This is a genomic window from Flavobacterium nackdongense, assembly GCF_004355225.1.
Lineage (GTDB): Bacteria > Bacteroidota > Bacteroidia > Flavobacteriales > Flavobacteriaceae > Flavobacterium > Flavobacterium nackdongense.
The window spans coordinates 489,265-512,534 of record NZ_CP037933.1; the positions used below are offsets into that span (position 1 = coordinate 489,265).

Genomic DNA, 23,270 nt, shown 5'->3' on the forward strand with positions numbered 1-23,270 from the left:
ATGAAAACTAAACTACTATACTTCTTCATATTGATTACTGGTTTATCTTCCTTGGCGCAAGATAATCCGGCAATGTATGAGAAATTTTTTCCGAACCCTAAATATGACATTCCTTTCCCGATGACAGAAGGTAGTTCCAGTTATTATTCTGGCTACAATACATCGGTAGAGTTTATTGATGATTTGGCCACAAAACATCCTGATTTGATTAGTGTGAGTTCAATAGGAGCCTCACAGCGAGGGTTTAAAATCCCCTTGATTACCTTATCCAAGAAAAATAGTGTTCCTGATAATCAAAAACTTCGTGTGGTCTTTCTTGCCAGTATTCACGGAAACGAACCCATCAGCACTGACGGTATGCTGTACCTGATGAATGAATTGAGTTCTAATGCAAAATATAGTGCGCTTCTGGATCACATCATTCTAAAAATAGTGCCTATTGTAAACGTTGATGGCTATAAGGATGACAAAAGAGAATCGAACAACGAGACGGATTTAAACCGAAACCTAACAGTTTTAGATATTGTTGAAACTGTAAACTTGAAAAATGCAATCAATAGTTTTGATCCTCATTTGGTAGTCGATTTTCACGAATACAATCCTTCAAGAAAAGATTACCTAGAGTTAAATGATTGTTATACATCAAGTTATGATGCTATGTTTCTGTACACAGGAAATTTGAATGTAAACAGTCACATTCGCAAAGTCATAACAGAAGACTTTGTAGAACCAACTAAAAAGGTTTTGGAGCTAAACAACAGAAGAGTAAGCGATTATGCCACAACAACTTGGGTAGACAAAGAACTTTACTTGAACATTGGAGGTAATAGTGCGAGATCTAGTGCTACCAATTATGCCTTGCAAAATCGAATTTCAATTTTAATGGAACTTCGCGGTGTTGTCGAAAAGGGTAATGCAGCCAAAAGAAGAATCGAAACTTCCTTTTTAACGGCTATTTCTTATTTAGATATTGCCAGCAAAAAAGCCGACATTATAAAAAATGCGATCCAACAAGCCGATCAAGAAACCTTTAACAGGGTCGATAAAATTGTATTGGACTCCAAACCTGCAAAAATTGATTTTCCTTTCGTTTTCGTCAATACTTGTAAAAATGAATATGAAACAGTTCTTTTTCAAGCGAATTTTAACATCACCCAAGAACCAACTCAAACCAGAGAGCGGGCTGCTGGCTATGTTATTGTCACCAAAAGCAAGCAGGTTCAAAAAATATTGAAGGCCTCTGGAATAGTATTTCAAAATGTTGCGCAACCTGAAAATCTAAAGGTCGAAACCTTCAAACAGTTGGACATCCATAAATTCGAACTTGAGAATGAAATGAAAGAAATTCCGGAAGGAGCTCTTGTAATTGATGGTTCTCAAAAAATGGGTAATTTAATCATTGAATTATTAGAGCCTGAATTAACGAATTCACTAGTTTCAAATAACTTACTGAAACCATTTAAAGGAACCAATACATTGAGAGTCTTTCGAATTAATAAAGAACAAGTTTTACAATTACAAAATAAAAAATAATTATTATGCGAAAAATAGTAATCCTATCATTTAGCACATTGATACTCTTAGTAAATAGTATCTACGCCCAAAAAGAAGAGCCTACGAAAAAAAAGGTAGATTCTACATTAATAATAGTAAATGGTGATGGACTGTTTATTAGGCTAGGAAAGAAAGAAAAAACAGTGATCAATCTCGATGCGGCAATCCAATCGGGAATGGCGTATTCAGAATTTGAAGATGCGAAAGGAACCCAAACAGACAATAGATTGTCTATTAATTTGGCGCGTTTGTACCTCAATACCAACTTCCTCAACAACAAAGTGATAATGGGGCTGACTACCGATTTTACCGGAACTACACCACTTTTAGAGGCTTGGGCTGGTGCTAATTTATTCAAAAATCATTTGTTTTTATCTATGGGACAAAAACAAACGCACACCAACAATAGATTGGCAATGGCAGACGAGCGCTTTTCTCAAGTTATGGCACAGACGATTGCCGGAACTTCAAAAGATGGGGTCGCTTATGGAGGATTGATGCATAATTTTGTTGGAGCGACCAGAGAGAGTGGCTTGTTTCTTGAAACTAATTTTACCCTCAGTTCCATTCGAATTTACCCTTCGGTATCGATTACCACCGGAGACGGACAAGGTTTCGATTCTTCTCAGGAAAATTTGGGTTATAAATACGGTGGTCGTCTGGATATCTTGCCTTTGGGCGATTTCAAAAAAAATAATGCTTTTACAGCCGCTGATTTGTATTATGAAGAAAAACCAAAATTCGCTTTTGGCGTAGCTGGAAGTTATAATGCAAAGGCGAGCCATCCTACGGGTTCGGGAACCAATACCATAACGGGTATTTTTGACAAAGAGGGAGCTGAAGCTTATGGTGATTATGTAAAAATTGTTTCAGATCTTGTATTCAAATACAAAGGATTTAGTTTCGTAACTGAATATACAAGCGCCGCAGTGAAAGGGAGTAATTTGTATCTTGATGCTGCTGCAACCAAAAAACTTACTCCTGAGGCAGCGAGCGCCAAATACAATACTGGTGAAGCTTTTAGTTTTGAATCTTCCTATGTGTTCAGAAATGGTTTGAGTTTTGATGGCCGATTTTCAAATATAAGCCCAGAATTTGCGGTTCCCACTTCATTGGTACAAAAACAAAATTGGTACACCTTTGGTATCAATAAGTACAACAAATATAAAAACTTAAAAATTGGCATTAACACGACCTATGTCGATAATTTTGATGCTGCAATTAAGTATAACTGGTATAGTAATCTAGCCGTTCAATTTGTTCTTTAATTGATTTAATTTTTAAAAAACTTTATTTATGAAAAATATAAAATTTTACGTGTTGATAACCACCATCTTTTGTTATTCTTGCACTTCCGAAATTACTTTTGACCCCGAGGCACCAAAGCCACCAAGTAATGCGATTTCAGATTTGATAATTTCCGAAATTTCGACTTATATCAATACAGATGCTACTACTGGTAGTACAAGAAATCATTATGTAGAATTGTATAATGGTACAGAAAAAAGCGTCGATTTAACTCAATACGCCATCGGTTATCAAGCGGTTACTGATGAAAAAACATTAACGCCTTGGAACTTTACAACTGCTGCCAATGTGTTAGTTTTGACGGGCACACTAGACAATGGCAAAGCGTATGTCATAGCCTCACCGCAAGCAAGTACAACTGCCGTACCACGAGATATTACCTGGGGAACCACGAGCACTTCATCGGCAGATGCGAGTAAACCGTTGCAATTAAGTGGGAATAGTGCGATCGCTTTGTTGAAAAAAGATGCGGCTGGAACCTATGTAATTTCAGGTACCAACTATAAAATAATTGATGTTTTTGGTGCACCGAATGTAGAGCGAATCACGTTTAAGGGATCTTCAAGTTCAAGAAACAATTGGATGTGGGTGACAGCAGGTGAATTGTTAGATACAAGAAATAGAACTTTTTGGCGAAAAGCCACGGTAAAAGCGCCAAACCCAGTATGGAACGCTACAAAAGAAAGTGTTGCTGCAGATTCAGAATGGACTCTTTCTGGAGATCGTTTATGGGTTTATACCAATGTTGGTATTTTTACTAAATAATTCCATTTTATAAGCAAATCCATTCAGTAGAATTTTGAAAGAGAGTTTTTTTTACAAAGACTCTCTTTTTTTGTATCCATTTGAAAATTATAATACACTGTTCAGGTAATCGGTTATTTGAATTAATTTTTGTTTTATCACCGCCGGACGAACCGATGAATAGCCAAAAATAAGCCCTTTTTGTTTTTCGTCACCAATGTAACAATTACTCAAGGAATGCACCACAATATTGGCTTTGAGTAAAGTTTGAATGATTTCTAATTCCTTTTTGGCGCTGACCGGTTCATTAAAAGTAGCTACCAAATGCAAGCTGGAATAGGGTTTGCGCTCGATCGTCATTTTTGAAGTGTGTTCATTAAAAAACGAGATGAATTGCGCTTCTCGTTCTTGTGCCGCCGCATTAATGTTTTTCAAATGTTGGTACAAATAATTTTTTTCAATAAATTGGCTCATCACCATTTGTATGGACGGCGAAACGAATTTATGGGAGTGTTCTTGCAATGCTTCGGTCGCTTTAATTAAGTATTTGGGAACAATCATATAGCCTATTCGAATGGTAGGATGCAAAAGCCGATTGAACGTGCCCAAATAAATCGTTCGATCCTCGGGGTCCAAACTGAAAATGCTAGGATTTACGCCCTGATGTGAACTGATCTCATTTTCATAATCGTTTTCAATGATTATCGATTTGTTTTCTGAAGCCCACGAAAGCAGCTCTTTTTTTCGTTTTAAACTCATTTTTACCCCAAGCGGATAATGATTGGATGGCGTAACGTGCACTAGCTTTGGTTTTAAATGATTGTTTGCTGAAATTTCATTGATACTTATTCCTTCGTTATCTATTGGAATCGGAATTAAATTCGCAAGCGAGCTTTTGAAAATGGAATGCACATTAGGAAAGGTAGGATTTTCTATAAGAATCGAATCGCCTTTATTGATCAAAACGCTTGAAATGATAAACAGGGATTGCAAGGAACCTGAAACAATCATAAGTTGACTAGGACTGCATTTAATATTTCTGCTGATGTTGAGATAATTACAAATGGTAATCTTCAAGGCTTCAATTCCTGAAGACGGAGAATTAGACAAACCCGATGCTTTCACTTGTCTCCAGTAGGTATTCAGTAGGTTTTTCCATTGGTTTACCGGAAAAATATCCAAAGGCGGAAGTCCAGGTCGAAAAGCAATACCTTTATTGGAATCTCTTTCGAGTATGTGGATATTATCCAAATAGGCTCGCCCTTTCTCTGATAATTCCGGGTACAACTGCGGGTTCACCGAAATCAATTTATTTTTTGTAGATTCTACAGCACTCATTTGGGGGAAATTGACGCTGTAACCAGAACCTATTTTGGGTACAATCAGTTTTTCTAATGCCAGCAATTCGTAGGCTTTGACTACCGTTGTTCTAGATAACTTCAAATCGACCGCCAGGATTCTGGTAGCTGGCAAAATCCATAAATGTGGTAGTTCGACTTTAAGAATGCAATACTTAATCGCCTGATAAAGAACAATATATTTTTTGTTTGATTTCTTTTTGCTCTGTTTTTCAAATGAAGTAAGTATTCGATCTACGGCAAAAATATGATTGGTATTCATAATTATAAATAATTGGTTTTTAAAACTTCTCTAAAATTACATTTATTTTGCAATTAATTTGCTAAAAATGAATCTTTTTAAATCTAAAATAGTCCTCATTCTCTCTTGCATTTTTTTGGTTTGCTCTTGTTCCGATTCCGATTCTGATAGTCAGGATAGCGGATCAATTTTAAATCCTAGTCTAAAAGGAAGCGGTGATTTTGTATATACCAACTATGCGCCATTAGCAACAAAACCGGTAAAAGTATTTTTTCATATTCCTGCCAATTCGAATGCAAGTACGCCAATTGTATTTTTATTTCACGGCGATGAGCGCAATGCGAAAGACTATCGAGACGCTTTGGTAAGCAAAGCAGAACAAAAAAACTTTATTATTCTCGCTACAGAATTCTCAGAAACTTATTATCCAACGGGAGACCAATACAATCTTGGGAATGTTTTTATTGACGGCGATAATCCGTCGCCTTCCACTTTGAATAAAGAAGAAGTTTGGACCTTTTCGATTATTGAACCTCTTTTTGATTACTTCAAAAATGAAATGCAGCTCAATGCAACGGGATATCATATTATAGGTCATTCCGCGGGTGGTCAATTCGCACATCGATTAGCAGAATTCAAGCCCAACTCCAGATTCAATACCATTGTCGCTTCGGCTTCAGGCTGGTACACCGCTACTGATTATAGTGTAGATTTTCCTTATGGATTCAAGAAAAGTCCGTTGGAGTCATTTTCATTATCCTCCTTGTTTTCCAAAAAAATGTATATCCAAGTGGGCTCGAACGATAATGATCCTAATTCCCCGGGATTAAGGCATAACCCGCAAGCCGATGCCCAAGGATTAGACCGTTTGGCAAGAGCCAATTATTTTTTCAATTATTCAAAAAATCAAGCCACACAGAACAGCCTCAATTACAATTGGCAATTATCCATAGCCTCCGGATTGAATCACGATTACGGTCCCGCTATTAATTATGCAGCGGATCTGATTTTTAAATAGGGTTTTACTGGAAATGTTGTGAAGTTTTTTTTTACCACATAGTTTTTATTATGGTTCCGATAGCTGCTACTGGGTTTTCTGTGAGAATAAATTTAAAATTAATTTAAACCAGATAGAAAAGTAGGTGAAATAGTTAAAAAAGATTGCCATAGAAAATTCTTTTTGCACATAGTGCTGTGAATACTGCGCAAAAGCGAAGCTTTTTAAAAATAAAAACTTTTGTAGGATAGCGTAAATAGTAATATTCTGTTACCTAAAAGCAAAAAAGGTTTGATGAACGAATTCATCAAACCTTTCTTGTTATTCACTACTTTATTGTTTCTTAGAATAGACTAGTTTACAATTAACTTAGTGGTTGTTGTAGCAGCGCCCACTTTGGTTTGAAGAAGATAAACTCCTTTGTTTACGGTAGTCAAATCTAATTCATCAGAAGTCATTGTTTTTTTAAGTACTACTTTTCCGCTCATATCAGTAAGCGTGATTTCTTTCTCTCCCGCAATCGATGAATAAATAGAAACTCTATTGTTTTGTGCTGGATTTGGATAGACTTTCAAGGTATTTTTTTCAAATTTATCAACACTTAATGCAGTTCCTGGACTAGTTAAGTTCCATACCTTTCGAACGTAGATTCCGTCAACAATAGCATTTTGTCCTAAAGTAGCTTGACGTAACGCCACTCCTTGAATTGTTCCGGCATCGTCGCCGAGCGGCAATGCAGCCGGTGGACTTGCTGGTGTTGCGGTAAAAGGGCCTAATGTTGGAGTAGCGGGCTCTGTGCTTATAGCATCTCCTTCAGCAAATACAAATAAACTAACTTCATCATTAAAATCTCCCGTATTAAATTTGTATTTAACAACTACTAAATAGGTTTTGGTAATGTCTAAATCAGCGGTAACATTGCTTGGAGCGATATATGCAGATGCATTGAAATTTAATCCCAATTTAAATTGTGTGGCAGTGTTTGTTCCTTGTATTACAAAAACTCTTCCTCTATACGAAGTATTTGTAGCCGTATAAACAGGAGTAGTTTCATTTGAATATTTTACAAAATGGAAAAAATAATCACCTGTTCCAGTTGATGTAATAGCTGCTGATGGTTTAAACAAAAAAGAGGCATAAGCAGCTCCATCAGTAATATTACCGGCTAGTGGTTTATTTACATCGACCCCGGTATTGTTGACCAATGCTGCATTACCCACACCACTACCAATATATCCTGTCCAAGTCAAACCTCCATTGTTGACTGCCGTAGAATTAGCAGTTGCACTATGTATATACCAACCATTTGCACTTAATAAGGCAGCAGCTGGATAATCAAAATTTTCAACTAAATAATTGGTTTGCCCAAAGAAGCAACTAGTTGATATTAAAGTAATAAAAAGGTAAATTTTTCTCATAATAAATGTTTTAAAGTTAATAGTTCTTACAAATTTATGATGAAATACGTCGAGAAATTAATACCAATTAAAAAATTTAATTAATACCAATCTACCTATTATTCAACTTCGCTTTTTCCTTAATGATATCGCTTATTTTTCGGTTATCGATTTTGCTTTCAAGCCAAGAAATGATGTAGACTTCGTTTGTTTTATTTTCGAAAAATGAAAATAAGGCGGTAGGTGCGAGCCGAAGCTTCTCACTTTTTCTTGTAAAACTTCAATTGATTCAGCATCAACTTTAATTTTTTTCCGGGTCGAAAAACAATAGAGCTTCTCGAAATATTTTTGGCAGTAAGCTCCTCGGGACTAGCGCTACTAGTGCCTTGAACACTCACCTGAAAGGAGCCCAGTTGTCCCAAACGCACAATATTTCCTTGGTCAAGTGACTTTGAAATTTCGGTAACCAATCCAATAATAACCGCCGAACAATCAGAGGGGGTCGCTGAGCAACTAGCCGATACGCGTTCTGACAATTCTTCTAAATCGATAACACCACTTTGGGTGGCTCTTGGATAATACCGCAATGGATTTTGCGGTTGACTCGGGTTGGTTCGCCCAACTGCTGTAAAAGGAACTGCCATAGCTTGCTTTATTTTGAATAAGTACCAATTAAAAAAAACTTTAGGTTTAATTAGTGTATAATAACTCGTTGGGTGAAATTATTAAATTTTTAGAAATAGTAAAATTGAAACGCATAGAATCATAGAAAAAAGAGTTGGATAGCCCAGTTCTTGGGTTCACATAGCTATGATTTACTAAAATCAAGCGAAGCGTCTTAATAAAATTAATAAAAAACTATGATTCTATGTGTTTAAAAAAAATTAAATTGAATTACACCCAACGGGTTATAATAATAATTTTTCGTCAATTCGAGTGATTTTCTCCCGAAGCGTCGGGAAGAAAATTGTATCGAGAACAAGAAAAATTTCGGTAAGAACGATTCTCGATACATTTTTTGTTTCGTCCCGCTAGCTAGCGACACGAAACAAAAAACACTCGAATAGACGTTTTTAATAATTGCCCCTAAAGTGTTAAATACTACTGTTAGACAAAGCTATAAATTATTCTTGAACCGACAAACATTCGACCGCGCTCACTTTATAATCTGACCGCCCTCCGCTTGATAAGTGAGGGCGGTCAATTGTATCGCTCAGCCCGACGGTTTTTCAGCTTTGTACTTATCTTAATTTGTGCTGCAGCTTTGAACACCAGCAGCAAGATGGTTCGCTTTAAAAAAAAAGTCACAAATTTACTTCACTTGTTCACTATCGCCCGAGTCACCCATTGTAACTATTTTTTATTTTATGTAAGCCGTTGGGTGAAATTCAATTTTTAAAGTTTTTTAACCACATAGACATATTTTTATTGCGATTTTAAAAGGTGTTTCACTTTATTTGAGAAAACATGGCTATGCGAACCCAAGCCCCGAGCAATAGCGAACAGGCGAAGCAATTGGGCTATCAAATTCTTTTTTTTCTATGTATATGTGGTTTAATTTTTCATTTAATCCATTAATTGAAATTTCAATAATTAAACCCAACGGGTTTTATTTAAAATTGAATTACACTAACCTTATTCTCTTCCTAAATTTGCATCAGTATTGTCCGATAAAAAAGCATATAGTCCCTACGGGACAAATTTATGACTTATAACGGTCTCACTACCAATATTTAACCTCTACGAGGTATGCTCCCTTAGGAGCAAAATGTCGGTAGAATTAAATAGGTTAACCCATTTTAAATGTCCCGTCGGGACTATATAGGTTAGGCTAATTAGCTTATTTTTAATTTTGACCGGACAACGATGCATTTGTGTACTAAAAAATAGCTGTAATTCGTGTTTATTCGTGTAATTCGTGTCTAAATATTTTTAATGAGTTTGACCTTATAAATTGCCTTTTGAAACCTATTTTTTATTAGATTTGTTTCCATTAAAATAATCAATCGCTTTTCGAAAATAAAATCTTCAAAAAAAGTAAAAATTCCTTTGACGCTTTATGCAAATTATTCATAAAATTGATGGTTTTCTATTTACCATTTTTCCTAAAATAGCACAGGGGGGGGTAATAGCTTATTAATCAACGAGTTAAAAAAATACTACACTTTTGGCCCTTTTGCTCCAAAAGTTTCTATTACCGATGATTGGGTTAGCATAGAAATTGACACCCCAACGATTCTTGCCCAAGAGGCCGATTACCAAAAAACGATTGCCCTTTGCGAAAAAGGAAACTACCCAGAGGCAAAATCCATCCTAGAACAACTTATCGAAAACAATCCCACCAATTCGGAATTTCATCGAATTATGGGACAAATTCTTTCTGACGAAGGCCATCAGGAAGCCGCCATCAATTGTTTGATTGACGCTTTGCGCTGGGATTCCAGAAACAATTGGGCCTTGTTGATGATGGGAAACATTCAAGCCAAATTCCTAAAAGATGTTCCCACGGCTCTAAAATATTACGAGCAAGCCTTGCAGCTAAACCAATTGGATGCCATCACTTTATCTAATATTGCCTATTTGTTGTTTCAAGAAAATAGGCTAGAGGATGCCAAAAAACAGGCTTGGGAAGCGTTGAGAATTTCCGATAATTACGCCAATGCGCATTTCATTCTTGCCTTAATTGCCGAAAAAGAAAACGATTGGCATTCCGCTTTTTATAGCAGTATTCAATGTTTGAAATACGCAAATAGCAGCAATGAATTGTACCAAAATGCGTTTCGAAAAGCTTTTGAAATCGCCGGTACTGTTGCCAAAGACTTCGATGGCAAAAAGCTCCTGTATGACTACAAAAGCCAGTTAGAAAAAGAAGGTGGAATTCCGATTGTGATTGAGGCCGATGAAACGATCCCAACGGCTGCCAAAATAGAATTTGCCGAAAGATACCACCGCAACGAGCATCGGGTGAAATACAAAAGCAAGTATCCAGCTGTGGAGCATTTGGTGATGCACGAAATGACACATCTCGATTTGGTTTTGCAAGCCCGAAAAGCAAACGCAAATCAGGTTTTTATTTCGACTTCCGAAAACAAACAAAATTTTCTATCGAGTATTGAGCCAGCCATACAGAAACTGAAAAAGATGGGACTGAACGAGGCAGTACTTACCACCTTTTCGGATGGGATTTTCAATGGCTTGAATCTGCAAACCTACAACACGCCGATAGATGTTTTTATCGAAGACTTTCTGTATCAGGACTATGCCGAATTGCGACCCTACCAATTCTTATCGCTCTATAATTTACTCGACGAAGCGATTAAATCCGTGACCGACGAACGAATTTTAGAACTGATTCCTGCCGCGATAATAGCTAAAACTAAAATGTACAGTCTGGTCAATGCGCTGCAATTTGTCGATTTGTTTGGTATTAATCGTATTGCGGAGTTCCAAGCAAGTCCCCAAGAATTGCAACAAGCCGAAGCCTTTTACCAACAGTTTTTAGACCGCAAAGACCACCACCAAGCGGGTGAAGAATTCGAATTGATACGCCAATGGGCGGAAGCCTTGGCATTGGACTCCTTTTTTGCACTAGAAAACGAAACCCCATTAGCCCCCAAAACCACTATCGATGATTTTCTGGCGCAACTCCAGCAAGATCCTTTTGGTGTAAACGAGGCCGAAGACCCGAAGCAAGCCTTGGAAATGGAGCAGTTTCAAAAAGCGCAAGAGGAAATAGGCGTAAACATGGCGGTCACGATGTTTATGGTGGAAGCCTTGCAGTATTTCAAAGCGATGCCTATGGAAACCATCAAAAAAATAGCGTTCGAAATTGCGATGATTGGGCAACAAGGTATCGATGTTACAATTGACAATTACATCGTAGGCAGTATTCCTAACAAGCGGTTCTCGGGCTATCAATTGTTGAGTTTTTATTATGTGAGTTGGGCTTTGGCAGTGCCAGAGCACGTTGGGGAGTTGGGGCTGGATTATGAAGAGGAGTTTGAGATGGCGGTAAAAATGGGGAAACTGAATAATTAGATACTATTACAAAAAAAATGTCAAAAAATTTGCTTCATAAACTAATTTGACTATTTTTGTCAAAACAAATTTTGTCTTATGGAAACATTTGGAGATATTATTAAAAACAAAAGAGAAAGCAAAGGTCTTTTATTAAGACAAGTTGCTTCCGCACTCGAAATTGATCAAGCTATTATAAGTAAATTTGAGCGTGGAGAAAGAAAAGCAACAAAAGAACAAGTTGAAAAATTTGCTGAATTTTACGATTTAGACAAAAATAAATTAATTACAAGTTGGTTAAGCGATCAAATCGCAAATACGATTCTCTATGAAGAAAATATTGGAGAAGTTTTAAAAGTAGCAGAAGAAAAAGCATTATACCTAAAAACTATTCACAATGGAAAATAAAATAAAAGTAGTAGAATTGTTTGCAGGTGTTGGAGGTTTTAGACTTGGTTTAGAAGGTTGGAATAATAAATCAGCATCGTCAAATTACAAAGAAGATTTTCAAAGTCCATATGAAATAGTTTGGAGTAATCAGTGGGAACCGTCAACCAAAGTGCAACACGCATCAATGGTTTACGAAAGCCGTTGGGATAAAAAAAGTCATTCTAATAAAGATATTTCTATGGTAGAAATTTCTGAAATTCCAGATCACGATTTATTAGTTGGCGGTTTTCCTTGTCAGGATTATTCTGTTGCTACAACACTTAAAAATTCCAAAGGATTAATTGGAAAAAAAGGCGTTTTGTGGTGGTCAATTCATAAAATATTAAGTGAAAAAGAAAACAAACCAAAATATTTGTTTTTAGAAAATGTTGATAGGCTTTTAATTTCTCCGTCAGGACAACGTGGAAGAGATTTTGCAATTATTCTAAAAAGTTTAAATGATTTAGGTTACGCAGTTGAATGGCGAGTTGTAAACGCTGCTGAATATGGAATGCCACAAAGAAGAAGAAGAATTTTTATTTTGGCATATTCCCAAAATTCAACAATTTATAACGAAATAAAAGAAAATAATTCAACAGATTGGTTGCTTAAAGATGGAACTTTGGCAAATGCTTTTCCTGTTCAATCTGATAATATTTTGTTTCCAAATGAATTCATACTCAAAGGCAATATAGTTGACATTTCAGAAAATTTCAACAAAAATGGAAAAACTGGAATGTTTGAAAATACAGGAATTATGATTGATGGAATTGTAACGACTATCAAAACAAAACCAAGTTATGAAGACAAATTCACAATTCTAAAAGACATCATTCAAAACGGAGAAGTAACCGAGGAATTCTACATAAATGAGGATGATTTGGATAAATGGTTCTATTTAAAAGGAGCAAAAAAAGAAATGAGAAAAAATTCTCAAGGATTTGAGTACAATTACAGCGAAGGAGGAATGATTTTTCCTGATCCATTAGATAAACCATCGCGAACAATTATCACAGGCGAAGGCGGAAAATCAGCATCAAGATTTAAACACGTTATAAAAACTACAAAAGGTTATAGAAGATTATCTCCAATTGAATTAGAAAGACTAAATATGTTTCCTGATAATCACACGAAATTTGAAGGTGTTACAGATACTAAACGTGCTTTCTTTATGGGCAATGCTTTAGTTGTTGGTGTTATAGAAAAAATTGGCGTTGCATTAACTCAAAAAATAAATAATGAAGTTACCATATAATCCAAGTGATAAAAACTCAATTATCGAGTATGCAAAAAAATTAAAAGGTAAATCGTTAAGACAAGTTTGTGATTCAAAGGTTTTGGAGCATTCTTATTCTGGAAAAGGAAACTTTGGGCAAGTTTTAGAGAAATTTTATTTTGGTTATGAGCCAAACTCACTGGCAGAAGCAGATTTTGCTCAAATTGGAATGGAGTTAAAATCTTCACCTTTAAAACAATTAAAAAATAATGAATATCGGTCTAAAGAGCGATTAGTTTTAAACATCATTAACTACGCTAATGTTGTTAATCAGAATTTTGAAAATAGTGATTTTATCAAAAAGAATGCTTGCATTCTTTTGATTTTCTATTTACATCAAGCTGGTTTTGACATTTTAGATTATTTAATAAAACTTGTTGATGAATGGAGTTTTCCATCTACTGATTTAGAAATTATAAAGAAAGATTGGGAATTAATTACAAAGAAAATCGCTGACGGAAAAGCACACGAACTTTCAGAAGGCGACACTTTTTATCTCGGTGCTTGCACCAAAGGTGCAAATTCTTTATCGGTTAGAAAGCAACCATTTTCTGAAATCCCAGCAAAACAAAGAGCATATTCTTTTAAACAAGGCTATGTAAATCATATTATTGCGTCAATTGCAAATGAAAGCAAAGAAACTTACGGAAAATTAATTCCAAACGTTCAAGTTGCTAAAAAGCAAACTATTGAAGAAATTGTAATTTCTAAATTCAAACCTTTCTACGGAAAATCTGAAGAAGAAATTGTGAATATTTTAAAAATTAAAATCAATACAAAAGCAAAAAGTTTTCACGCTAATTTGACAAAAGCAATTCTCGGAATTGAACTTGACAAAGAAATTGAAGAATTTGAAAAAGCTGAAATTATTGTAAAAACAGTTCGCTTGAAAGAAAATGATTTACCAAAAGAAGATATTTCATTTCCTAATTTTAAATACGAAGAAATTGTAAATCAAGATTGGGAAGATTCAGATTTTGCAGCAATTTTGGAACATAAATTCCTATTTGTTTTCTTTCAATTTGAGAACGAAAAACTAATTTTAAGAAAAGTGAAATTTTGGAATATGCCATATTTGGACTTAATTCAAGTTGAAAAAGTTTGGACAAAAACAAAACAAATTGTTGTAAAAGGCGAAATCGTAAAAGAAATAAAAACTAATAAAAAAGGCAATGAAATTCGTTTCACTAATTTTCCTAGTAAGAAATTTAATTCTATTTCTCACGTTCGTCCTCACGCAACAAACGCTTTAGACACCTACGAACTCCCCAAAAAAGATCGGTTAACTAAACAAAATGAATATACAAAACATTGTTTTTGGTTAAACAATTCTTATGTGAAAAATGAAATTTATCTAAAGTAGAAAAAAAGCTTCTACATAAATTGGTCTCACAAAACGTCAACCAAAATTATTGTTAAACTAAAAGTATGTTGATGCCGTAAATAATTTTTCTTTAACTAAAATTGCATACGATAAAAAGATGTCAATATGGCAAAAATCACTGACTCATTAATTGAGCTCACTAAATTAGAAAATTTAGATAAAATAAAAAATGCTGTTTTAGAAATTAAGAATGATATATCAAACCTTAAGGCAGATAAATATGGAGTACTGAAAATAGAACAGAATGGAGCTACTATCCATGTCAATGCACAATTCATTAATAACGAGTTTGCTCAAATATTAGAAACCAAAACAATTGAAAGGACGAAATATTATATTCAACGCTTAGTAAAATCCTTAACAGAAATAAAGACTAGTAAGTTAAATGATATAAACTTGCGTTTATGGAAACAATATGATGATATTTTAACCGATAGTTTATGGATAATAGATAAAAGAGATAAATCGGGTGCTCACGCTGCGAGCTATTGGGGGAATTTTGTACCACAAATCCCAAATCAATTTTTAAGACGATATACAAAAAAAGGAGAATGGGTACTTGATACTTTTCTTGGCAGTGGAACTACTTTGATTGAAAGTAAACGACTTGGTAGAAATGGTATAGGAATTGAAATAAATCCACAAGTTATTGATCTAGCTACAAAAAATATATCAAAAGAAAAAAAACAATTTGACAATCGAACTGAAATTATTAATGCTGATTGCACTGTTTTATCATATGAGGAGACATTAAAAAAGATTGGTGTTAAATCTGTTCAGTTTTTAATTATGCATCCACCATATTGGGATATTATAAAATTTAGCGATAATCCTAATGATATTTCAAATGAAAAAAGTTTAGAGGGTTTTTTATCAAAAATGGGAAATCTTATTGAGCAATCATACAAAGTACTAGATAAAGGAAGATATTGTGCATTAGTCATCGCGGATAAATATTCTGATGGAGAGTTGATACCTCTTGGGTTTTACACAATGCAAGAGTTTTTAAAAAGAGGATATAAACTTAAAGCAACAATTGTAAAAAACTTTGAAGATACTAAAGGCAAAACTAATCAAAAAGAATTGTGGAGATACCGAGCTTTAGTAGGCGGTCTATATATTTTTAAACACGAATATATTTTTCTTTTTAAAAAATAGAATCATTTTCTTTTATGATTTTTGCATTGCTAATAAATTATTTAGACTGTTAGTCTATTCTATTTTTTTTTATTTGTCATCTTTGATAAAATATAAACGGATAACTATCGGGATCAACCACCGGATAAAAATAAAAGCACATAGGCTTTAGCCAAATGCAACATCTTTTTGGCTAAAGCCATTGCTGCATTTCCTTTAATTCCTCCAGCTAAAGCCGAAGGCAAAGGAATAAAGTTTTATCTATTATTCAATTTCGCCTTCTCCTTGATAATATCGCTTATTTTTCGGTTATCGATTTTGCTTTCGAGCCAAGAAATAATATCGAGGTAGAGAAATGCTCTCTTCTCGTAGGTGTTTTTTTCTAGTTCGACGAAACGCTCTTTTACTTTAATGAATTCTTTTTTGATGTCTGTTGGATAAATAGTGCTTAATTTTTTCAAAAAGCGAATGATTTCCTTTTGTACTTCGTGTAAATCATTCATTTTGATTAGAAATTTATAGGTACTCACCAACTGATTTTCTAAATTGAAATCTTTGCCAGATTCATAATGCGCAATCAGGCACAACAATCGGGCGAAGCAAGCCAAATCTTCTCGAACATACAAGTTTTTGTTATTGATGATTTTTTCGAGATAAAACACACATTCATTGTATTTTTCGTTACCAAAATAAATACAGGCAATTTTGTAGTAAAACAACATTTCGTGATGCTCGTCCAAATGTTCGTTATGCAAATTTATTTTATCTAAAACTTCTGGAATCAGGTATTCTGCTTCGGCAAAAGTTCCTTCGAGAATGTGATAATTGAGTTTGTTATTGTATAAATATAGGAACGACAACGAAGTAATGTTATCGTTAACCGGAAACTGAGGATCGTTGATGGTTTCTTCCAGCATTTCGAGGTATTTCTTGAAATTGCTCTTGTATTTTAGCATAAATAACGACTCTAATAAATAGTGATTTCCTTTTAAGAAAAATACCGGATTGAGGAAAATCATATTTCTATTGTCATAAAAAAGAGTAACCCATTTGTGCGAAAATTTATAACAGGCCAAAAAGTCTTGAACTAAAAAACTGCGCCACAAATTGGCATTAAAATACCAATACCGTTCTCTGAAACCGTATTTCTTTTCGTCGAATTTAGAAATGTGTTTCTTGAAATAATCATCGATATAGTTGTATTCTTCATCGCTGCGCACATAACCCGTTTTCAGCATGATACCGTACAATTGCAGCGACAAATTCGATAGCTTGCTCGAAATCGTGTTTTTATAATTCAATTCTTTGGCTTGAATGACCAATTCATCGGCACGACCTTGAATACTTCGGGTGATGTATTGCGATTCGATTAGTTTTTCGAACTCGACAATTTCATACGCCATGTATTTTTCATCGTTTTCCAGTGCAATTTGTTTGGTTTTATCCAAGATTTTCAAACTTTGCTTGTACAAGCCTTTGTTGTACAGAATAGTAGCAAAATCGATTTGCTCTCTTAATTGATAGCGAACATTTTGGCTTGGAATATTCAACCGAATACTCACCAAAATTTGTTTGTACAAATAGGATTTGAGGTTGGATAGTTGTATTTTTTTAATCACCCCGCTTTTCAGGATATTTTTCTCGTCATAGACTTCTGACTTGTCTAAAATATTAAACAATTCGATGAATTTGGTATTGGAACTTGTTTCCAAACGACTGGCAAAAATCTTAAATTGTCTCTTTTCAGACTTCGAAAGGGATTTTATTAATACAAATAAGGAATCTTTTTGATGGTTAGCCATTGTAAAATATAATGTTGTAATAAGTTGTTTATAAGTAGTTTATAATGTAATTACAGGTCTTATAAACAGTATAATTTTGAAAAATGATTTTTATAATATACAATCAAAATCTATTTTTGTTCAAAGTTGTGAAATTACATTAAATATTTTAAATATGAAATGAGCATAACCTAATATTGGTGGCAAGTACCAATCTAGATATGCGACTCGAGCCAAGCGAACAGGCGAAGCAATTACATATGACCATAAAAAACAATAATTATCTACATATGAATACAGACAAAGTCCAAATTTTTGATACCACTTTAAGAGACGGGGAGCAGGTCCCAGGATGTAAATTAGATACAAACCAAAAATTAGTTATTGCGGAACGCCTAGACGAAATGGGTGTTGATATTATTGAAGCGGGATTTCCAGTTTCAAGTCCCGGAGATTTTTTATCCGTTTCTGAAATATGCAAAATAGTAAAAAACGCTACAGTTTGTGGGCTTACCAGAGCTGTTAAAAACGATATTGATGTAGCTGCAGCAGCTTTAAAACCAGCACTAAAACCCCGTATCCATACCGGAATTGGAACGTCGAATTCACATATTATTCATAAGTTGAATACCACCAGAGAAGATATTATTACCAGAGCAAAATATGCCGTTTCGTATGCCAAATCTTATGTTGAGGATGTAGAATTTTATGCAGAAGATGCCGGTCGTACAGAGAATGATTTCTTGGCGCGAGTCTGTGAAGAAGTCATAAAATCAGGAGCTACAGTCTTAAACATTCCCGACACCACAGGCTATTGTTTACCCGAAGAATACGGTGCAAAAATAAAATACCTCAAAGAAAACGTAAAAGGAATCGAAAATGTAATTCTATCCTGTCACTGTCACAACGATTTAGGTATGGCTACAGCCAATTCGATTGCCGGCGTGATCAATGGGGCAAGACAAATAGAATGTACTATTAATGGAATAGGGGAGCGAGCAGGAAATACTGCGCTTGAAGAGGTCGTAATGATTCTTAGACAGCATCCTTATTTGAATTTAGATACCAATATCAACTCTCGCCAATTGAATGAAATGAGCCGATTGGTATCAGAAAGTATGGGAATGATCGTCCAACCAAATAAAGCAATTGTTGGAGCGAACGCTTTTTCGCACAGTTCAGGAATTCATCAGGATGGGGTGATCAAAAACAGAGAAACCTACGAAATTATGGATCCTCTAGAAGTGGGCGTCAACGAATCTTCGATTATTCTTACTGCCAGAAGCGGTAGAGCAGCCTTGGCCTACAGAGCCAAAAAAGTGGGATATGAGTTGACAAAAGTACAATTGGATATTGTCTATGCCGAATTTTTAAAATTTGCCGATATCAAAAAAGAAGTAGTAGATAACGATATTCACCAAATCATAGAAGCTTGCAAAATTGAAAGCGAATTGATTAGAAACTAATAATTAAAACAAGAATGGAATTAAATAAATATAGCAAGACCATAACTCAAGATATTACTCAACCTGCTGCACAGGCTATGTTGTATGGAATAGGATTAACCGAAGAGGATTTGAACAAAGCGCAAGTAGGAATTGTAAGTATGGGTTATGAAGGGAATACCTGTAATATGCACTTGAATGATTTGGCCAAAGATGTTAAAAAAGGAGTTTGGGCTGCCGATTTAGTAGGACTAATTTTCAATACCATCGGAGTAAGTGATGGAATTTCGAACGGAACGGAAGGCATGCGTTTTTCATTAGTTTCCCGTGATGTCATTGCCGATTCTATCGAAACGGTAATGGGAGCGCAGTGGTATGACGCTATGATTGCCATTCCGGGTTGCGACAAAAATATGCCTGGAGCATTGATTGCAATGGGAAGAGTGAACCGTCCTGCCATTATGGTCTATGGAGGAACAATAAACTCTGGTCGATGGAAAGGCGAACACCTTAATATCGTTTCTGCATTCGAAGCTTTAGGAAAAAAATTCAAAAATGCCATTTCGGATGAAGATTTCAAAGGGGTAATCAAAAATTCTTGCCCGGGTCCAGGGGCTTGTGGCGGAATGTACACAGCAAACACTATGGCATCGGCTATCGAAGCTTTAGGGATGAGTTTGCCGTACAGCTCATCCAATCCGGCGGTCAGTCAAGATAAACTCAAAGAGTGTGACGATGCTGGAAAAGCCATCAGAAGATTATTAGAAAAAGATATCAAACCTAGAGACATCATGACTCGTAAAGCTTTCGAAAATGCCATCACTATTGTGGCGGTTTTGGGAGGTTCGACCAATGCGGTGATGCACTTGATCGCTATGGCGCATTCGGTTGATATCGAAATTACTTTGGATGATTTTCAAAATATAAGCGATAAAACACCTGTTTTAGCCGATTTGAAACCAAGTGGAAAATTCATGATGGAGGATTTACACGCCGTTGGAGGTGTTCCCGCCGTTATGAAATACCTATTGAAAGAAGGCTATATTCACGGAGATTGTTTGACCGTAACCGGAAAAACTGTGGCTGAAAATTTAGCATCTGTACCCGATTTAGAAAAAGGTCAAGAAATTGTTCAAGAAGTAAAAAATGCACTGAAATCAACAGGAAACATCCAAATATTATACGGAAATCTTGCTACTGAAGGCTGTGTGGCCAAAATTAGCGGAAAAGAAGGCGAATATTTTGAAGGAACCGCTGTAGTTTTCGAGAGTGAATTTGAGGTTATTCCAGGACTTGAAAAAGGAATGGTCAAACCAGGCGATGTCGTCGTCATCAGGTATTGCGGTCCAAAAGGCGGCCCAGGAATGCCAGAAATGCTAAAACCTACTTCCGCCATTATGGGTGCTGGTTTAGGTGATAAAGTGGCTTTGATTACCGATGGCAGATTTTCAGGAGGTTCACACGGTTTCGTAGTAGGACATATCACACCAGAAGCTTATGATGGGGGCGGAATTGCACTCATCGAAAATGGAGATATCATAACAATTGATGCTGTAAAAAACACGATCAATCTGAAAATTCCTGATGCAGAATATGCTGAAAGATTAGCCAATTGGGTGCAACCGGATTTGAAAGCAACAAAAGGAGTATTGCTTAAATATGCCAGATCGGTTTCTAGCGCCTCGACAGGTTGTGTAACTGATAAGTAAAGACTCTAACCCTCGCAGGGGGAAATGAGTAACAAATAAAAATAATATTCGAAAATAATTATATCCACCTTTGCTAGTATCGGCTTCCTTTCCTTTGGTAAGGGTTGGGGTGAGGAATAAAAATTAAAAAATGGAAAATACTAAAATATCAGGCGCTGAAGCGGTTATACGATGTTTACTCGAAGAAGGAGTGGACTTGATTTATGGCTATCCCGGTGGTGCCATTATGCCCGTTTACGACGAATTATATAAATTTAAAGAAGAATTGCACCACGTTTTAGTACGTCACGAACAAGGTGCAACCCACGCCGCTCAAGGCTACGCAAGAGCAACCGGAAAAGTAGGAGTAGCCATAGCAACTTCGGGACCGGGAGCCACCAATTTAGTCACTGGAATTGCCGATGCGCAAATCGATTCTACTCCAATGGTTTGCATCACAGGTCAAGTGGGTAAACATTTATTAGGTTCTGATGCGTTTCAGGAAACAGATATTATCGGGATTTCGACTCCGGTAACTAAGTGGAATTACCAAATCACCGAGGCTTCTGAAATTCCAGAAATAATCGCCAAAGCTTTTTTTATTGCCAAATCAGGTCGTCCAGGTCCAGTGTTGATTGATATTACAAAAAATGCGCAATTTGACTTGATGGACTTTAGTTATAAAAAATGTACCTCCATCAGAAGCTACACCCCAAAACCAACTTTAAATCTTGATAAAGTGGCCGAAGCTGCTGCATTAATCAATAATGCCAAAAAACCGTACATTATTTTTGGTCAAGGTATTATTTTGGGTGAAGCAGAAGCAGAATTAAAAGAATTAATAGAAAAATCTGGAATTCCAGCCGCTTGGACTATTTTGGGACTTTCAGCTTTACCAACAGACCATCCTTTGAATGTGGGAATGCTTGGAATGCACGGAAACTATGGTCCCAATTTACTAACCAATGAATGTGATGTATTAATCGCTTTGGGAATGCGTTTCGATGATAGGGTCACCGGTAATCTTGCGACTTATGCCAAACAAGCCAAAGTAATTCATTTCGAAATTGATCCTGCCGAAGTCGACAAAAACGTTAAGACTACCGTTGCAGTTTTAGCCGATGTGAAAGAATCGCTACAAGCCTTGATTCCGATGATCGAAAACAAGACACACGAAGCGTGGCACAACGAGTTTAAAGCGTATTACAAAATTGAATTCGAAGCCGTAATCAACGAAGAACTTGCACCTACAAAAGGAGGGATTTCTATGGGAGAAACCATTGAAATGATCAACAAACACTCGAAAGGAGATGCCATTATAGTACCAGATGTTGGACAACACCAAATGTTTGCTTGCCGTTATGCCAAATTCAATTCATCCAAAAGTATGATCAATTCCGGTGGATTAGGTACAATGGGATTTTCATTGCCGGCTGCAATAGGCGCCAAAATGGGAAGACCAGACCGCGAAGTTGTGGCTATTATTGGTGATGGTGGTTTTCAAATGACCATTCAGGAGTTGGGAACTATTTTCCAAACCAAAGTGGCAGTAAAAATTGTGGTGCTGAACAATGAATTTTTAGGAATGGTGCGTCAATGGCAAGAATTGTTTTTCGATAGCCGTTATGCCTCAACAGTAATGACCAATCCTAATTTTGTAGCCATCGCTGAAGGCTATCATATACAATCCAAAAAAGTCGTGAATCGTGAAGATTTGGATGCAGCTGTAGCCGAAATGCTCGCTTCAAAAGACTCTTACTTCCTAGAAGTAATGATTGAAAAAGAAAACAATGTATTTCCTATGATTCCAACAGGAGCTTCGGTTTCGGAAATGCGATTATCATAAAAATAGTTTAAGGTTTAAGGTTTAAAGTTGTTTGAACATTTTTAAACTTTAAACAACTTTAAACAACATTAAACAATTAATAAATGGAAAATAAAATATTCACCATTTCGGTGTATTCAGAAAACAACGTTGGCCTACTCAACCGAATATCAGGAATATTCTTGAAACGCCACATCAATATATTGAGTTTAAATGTATCCGAATCTGAAATCGAAAATGTTTCCAGATTCATTATTGTAGTGAAAACTACCGAAAAATGGGTACAAAATATCGTGGGTCAAATCGAAAAACAAATCGAAGTAATCAAAGCTTTCTATCATATCGATGAAGAAACCATTTTCTTAGAAAGTGCCATCTTCAAAATTGAATCTAGCCTATTATTCGACGAAAGACAAATCCAGAACATAATCAAAGAAAGTCACTCTGAAATTGTGACCGTTTCCAGAGACTTTTTTGTGATTTCAAAATCCGGAAAACGTTCCGAAATCAATGAATTATACGACAAGTTGAAACCTTATGGCATCATGCAATTTGTGCGTTCTGGTAGAATATCAGTTTCTAAAGAAAAAATGGAAGTGACCACTTTATTAGAAGATCTTAAATAGGCTTGAGTCCCGACCGCTATCGGGAGCAGCTTTTGGAAAAGCATAACTTTAAATACTAAAATA

Annotated in this window: 17 protein-coding genes; 13 read left to right on the plus strand and 4 right to left on the minus strand. The window is 35.7% G+C overall.

The genetic code is table 11. The features are described 5' to 3' along the window. Genes E1750_RS01940 through E1750_RS01950 form a run of 3 tightly spaced genes read left to right on the plus strand, consistent with a single transcriptional unit; the run spans position 1 to position 3,627 of the window. Positions 1-1,533 carry a M14 family zinc carboxypeptidase gene (locus E1750_RS01940; RefSeq protein ID WP_133275142.1) on the plus strand — a complete coding sequence of 511 codons (1,533 nt, stop codon included), beginning with the start codon at positions 1-3 and terminating at the stop codon, positions 1,531-1,533. Positions 1,534-1,538: 5 nt separating this feature from the next. Continuing rightward, entirely contained in the window at positions 1,539-2,822 is a 1,284-nt protein-coding gene (locus E1750_RS01945; RefSeq protein ID WP_133275143.1) for a hypothetical protein, read from the plus strand. Between the two features lie 28 nt (positions 2,823-2,850). Continuing rightward, positions 2,851-3,627: a lamin tail domain-containing protein gene (locus E1750_RS01950; RefSeq protein WP_133275144.1), complete on the plus strand. Its 777-nt coding sequence runs from the start codon at positions 2,851-2,853 to the stop codon at positions 3,625-3,627. Positions 3,628-3,714: 87 nt separating this feature from the next. Here E1750_RS01950 and pdxR read toward each other — a convergent pair whose 3' ends face one another. Next, the gene (gene pdxR, locus E1750_RS01955; protein ID WP_133275145.1) at positions 3,715-5,226 is read right to left on the minus strand and encodes a MocR-like pyridoxine biosynthesis transcription factor PdxR; all 1,512 of its coding nucleotides are present in this window, start codon (positions 5,224-5,226) and stop codon (positions 3,715-3,717) included. Between the two features lie 67 nt (positions 5,227-5,293). On the opposite strand from pdxR, the gene E1750_RS01960 reads away from it, so the two are divergent. Continuing rightward, on the plus strand, positions 5,294-6,223 hold the full coding sequence (locus E1750_RS01960) for an alpha/beta hydrolase-fold protein (protein WP_133275146.1): 930 nt from the start codon (positions 5,294-5,296) through the stop codon (positions 6,221-6,223). A gap of 332 nt (positions 6,224-6,555) precedes the next feature. Here E1750_RS01960 and E1750_RS01965 read toward each other — a convergent pair whose 3' ends face one another. Next, complete coding sequence (locus E1750_RS01965; RefSeq protein ID WP_133275147.1) at positions 6,556-7,620, minus strand: T9SS type A sorting domain-containing protein; 1,065 nt, start codon at positions 7,618-7,620, stop codon at positions 6,556-6,558. 239 nt (positions 7,621-7,859) lie between these two features. Continuing rightward, positions 7,860-8,243 carry an HU family DNA-binding protein gene (locus tag E1750_RS01970; protein ID WP_133275148.1) on the minus strand — a complete coding sequence of 128 codons (384 nt, stop codon included), beginning with the start codon at positions 8,241-8,243 and terminating at the stop codon, positions 7,860-7,862. 1,720 nt (positions 8,244-9,963) lie between these two features. Here E1750_RS01970 and E1750_RS17870 point away from each other — a divergent pair. The 5 genes from E1750_RS17870 (at position 9,964) to E1750_RS01995 (ending at position 15,863) form a co-directional block, all read left to right on the plus strand. Continuing rightward, complete coding sequence (locus E1750_RS17870) at positions 9,964-11,637, plus strand: tetratricopeptide repeat protein (RefSeq protein WP_227873939.1); 1,674 nt, start codon at positions 9,964-9,966, stop codon at positions 11,635-11,637. A 78-nt stretch (positions 11,638-11,715) separates the two neighbouring features. After that, positions 11,716-12,024: a helix-turn-helix domain-containing protein gene (locus E1750_RS01980; protein ID WP_133275149.1), complete on the plus strand. Its 309-nt coding sequence runs from the start codon at positions 11,716-11,718 to the stop codon at positions 12,022-12,024. After that, positions 12,014-13,300 carry a DNA (cytosine-5-)-methyltransferase gene (dcm, locus tag E1750_RS01985; protein WP_133275150.1) on the plus strand — a complete coding sequence of 429 codons (1,287 nt, stop codon included), beginning with the start codon at positions 12,014-12,016 and terminating at the stop codon, positions 13,298-13,300. The genes E1750_RS01980 and dcm overlap by 11 nt, the downstream gene beginning before the upstream one ends. Next, complete coding sequence (locus tag E1750_RS01990) at positions 13,284-14,684, plus strand: Sau3AI family type II restriction endonuclease (protein ID WP_133275151.1); 1,401 nt, start codon at positions 13,284-13,286, stop codon at positions 14,682-14,684. The genes dcm and E1750_RS01990 overlap by 17 nt, the downstream gene beginning before the upstream one ends. A gap of 126 nt (positions 14,685-14,810) precedes the next feature. Continuing rightward, positions 14,811-15,863, plus strand: coding sequence for a DNA methyltransferase (locus tag E1750_RS01995; RefSeq protein ID WP_133275152.1), 1,053 nt, complete (start codon positions 14,811-14,813; stop codon positions 15,861-15,863). A gap of 236 nt (positions 15,864-16,099) precedes the next feature. Here the strand turns inward: E1750_RS01995 and E1750_RS02000 are convergent, their stop codons facing one another. Then, a complete protein-coding gene (locus tag E1750_RS02000; protein ID WP_133275153.1) occupies positions 16,100-17,644 on the minus strand; it encodes a hypothetical protein in 1,545 nt (514 codons plus the stop codon). 269 nt (positions 17,645-17,913) lie between these two features. Here E1750_RS02000 and E1750_RS02005 point away from each other — a divergent pair, with 269 nt between their 5' ends. The 4 genes from E1750_RS02005 (at position 17,914) to ilvN (ending at position 23,207) form a co-directional block, all read left to right on the plus strand. Then, on the plus strand, positions 17,914-19,089 hold the full coding sequence (locus E1750_RS02005; protein ID WP_133275154.1) for a 2-isopropylmalate synthase: 1,176 nt from the start codon (positions 17,914-17,916) through the stop codon (positions 19,087-19,089). 14 nt (positions 19,090-19,103) lie between these two features. Continuing rightward, positions 19,104-20,777, plus strand: a complete 1,674-nt coding sequence (ilvD, locus tag E1750_RS02010) for a dihydroxy-acid dehydratase (protein ID WP_133275155.1) — start codon at positions 19,104-19,106, stop codon at positions 20,775-20,777. Positions 20,778-20,907: 130 nt separating this feature from the next. Continuing rightward, complete coding sequence (gene ilvB, locus E1750_RS02015) at positions 20,908-22,602, plus strand: biosynthetic-type acetolactate synthase large subunit (protein ID WP_133275156.1); 1,695 nt, start codon at positions 20,908-20,910, stop codon at positions 22,600-22,602. An 83-nt stretch (positions 22,603-22,685) separates the two neighbouring features. Beyond that, positions 22,686-23,207: an acetolactate synthase small subunit gene (gene ilvN / locus E1750_RS02020; protein WP_133275157.1), complete on the plus strand. Its 522-nt coding sequence runs from the start codon at positions 22,686-22,688 to the stop codon at positions 23,205-23,207. Positions 23,208-23,270: the final 63 nt, after the last annotated feature.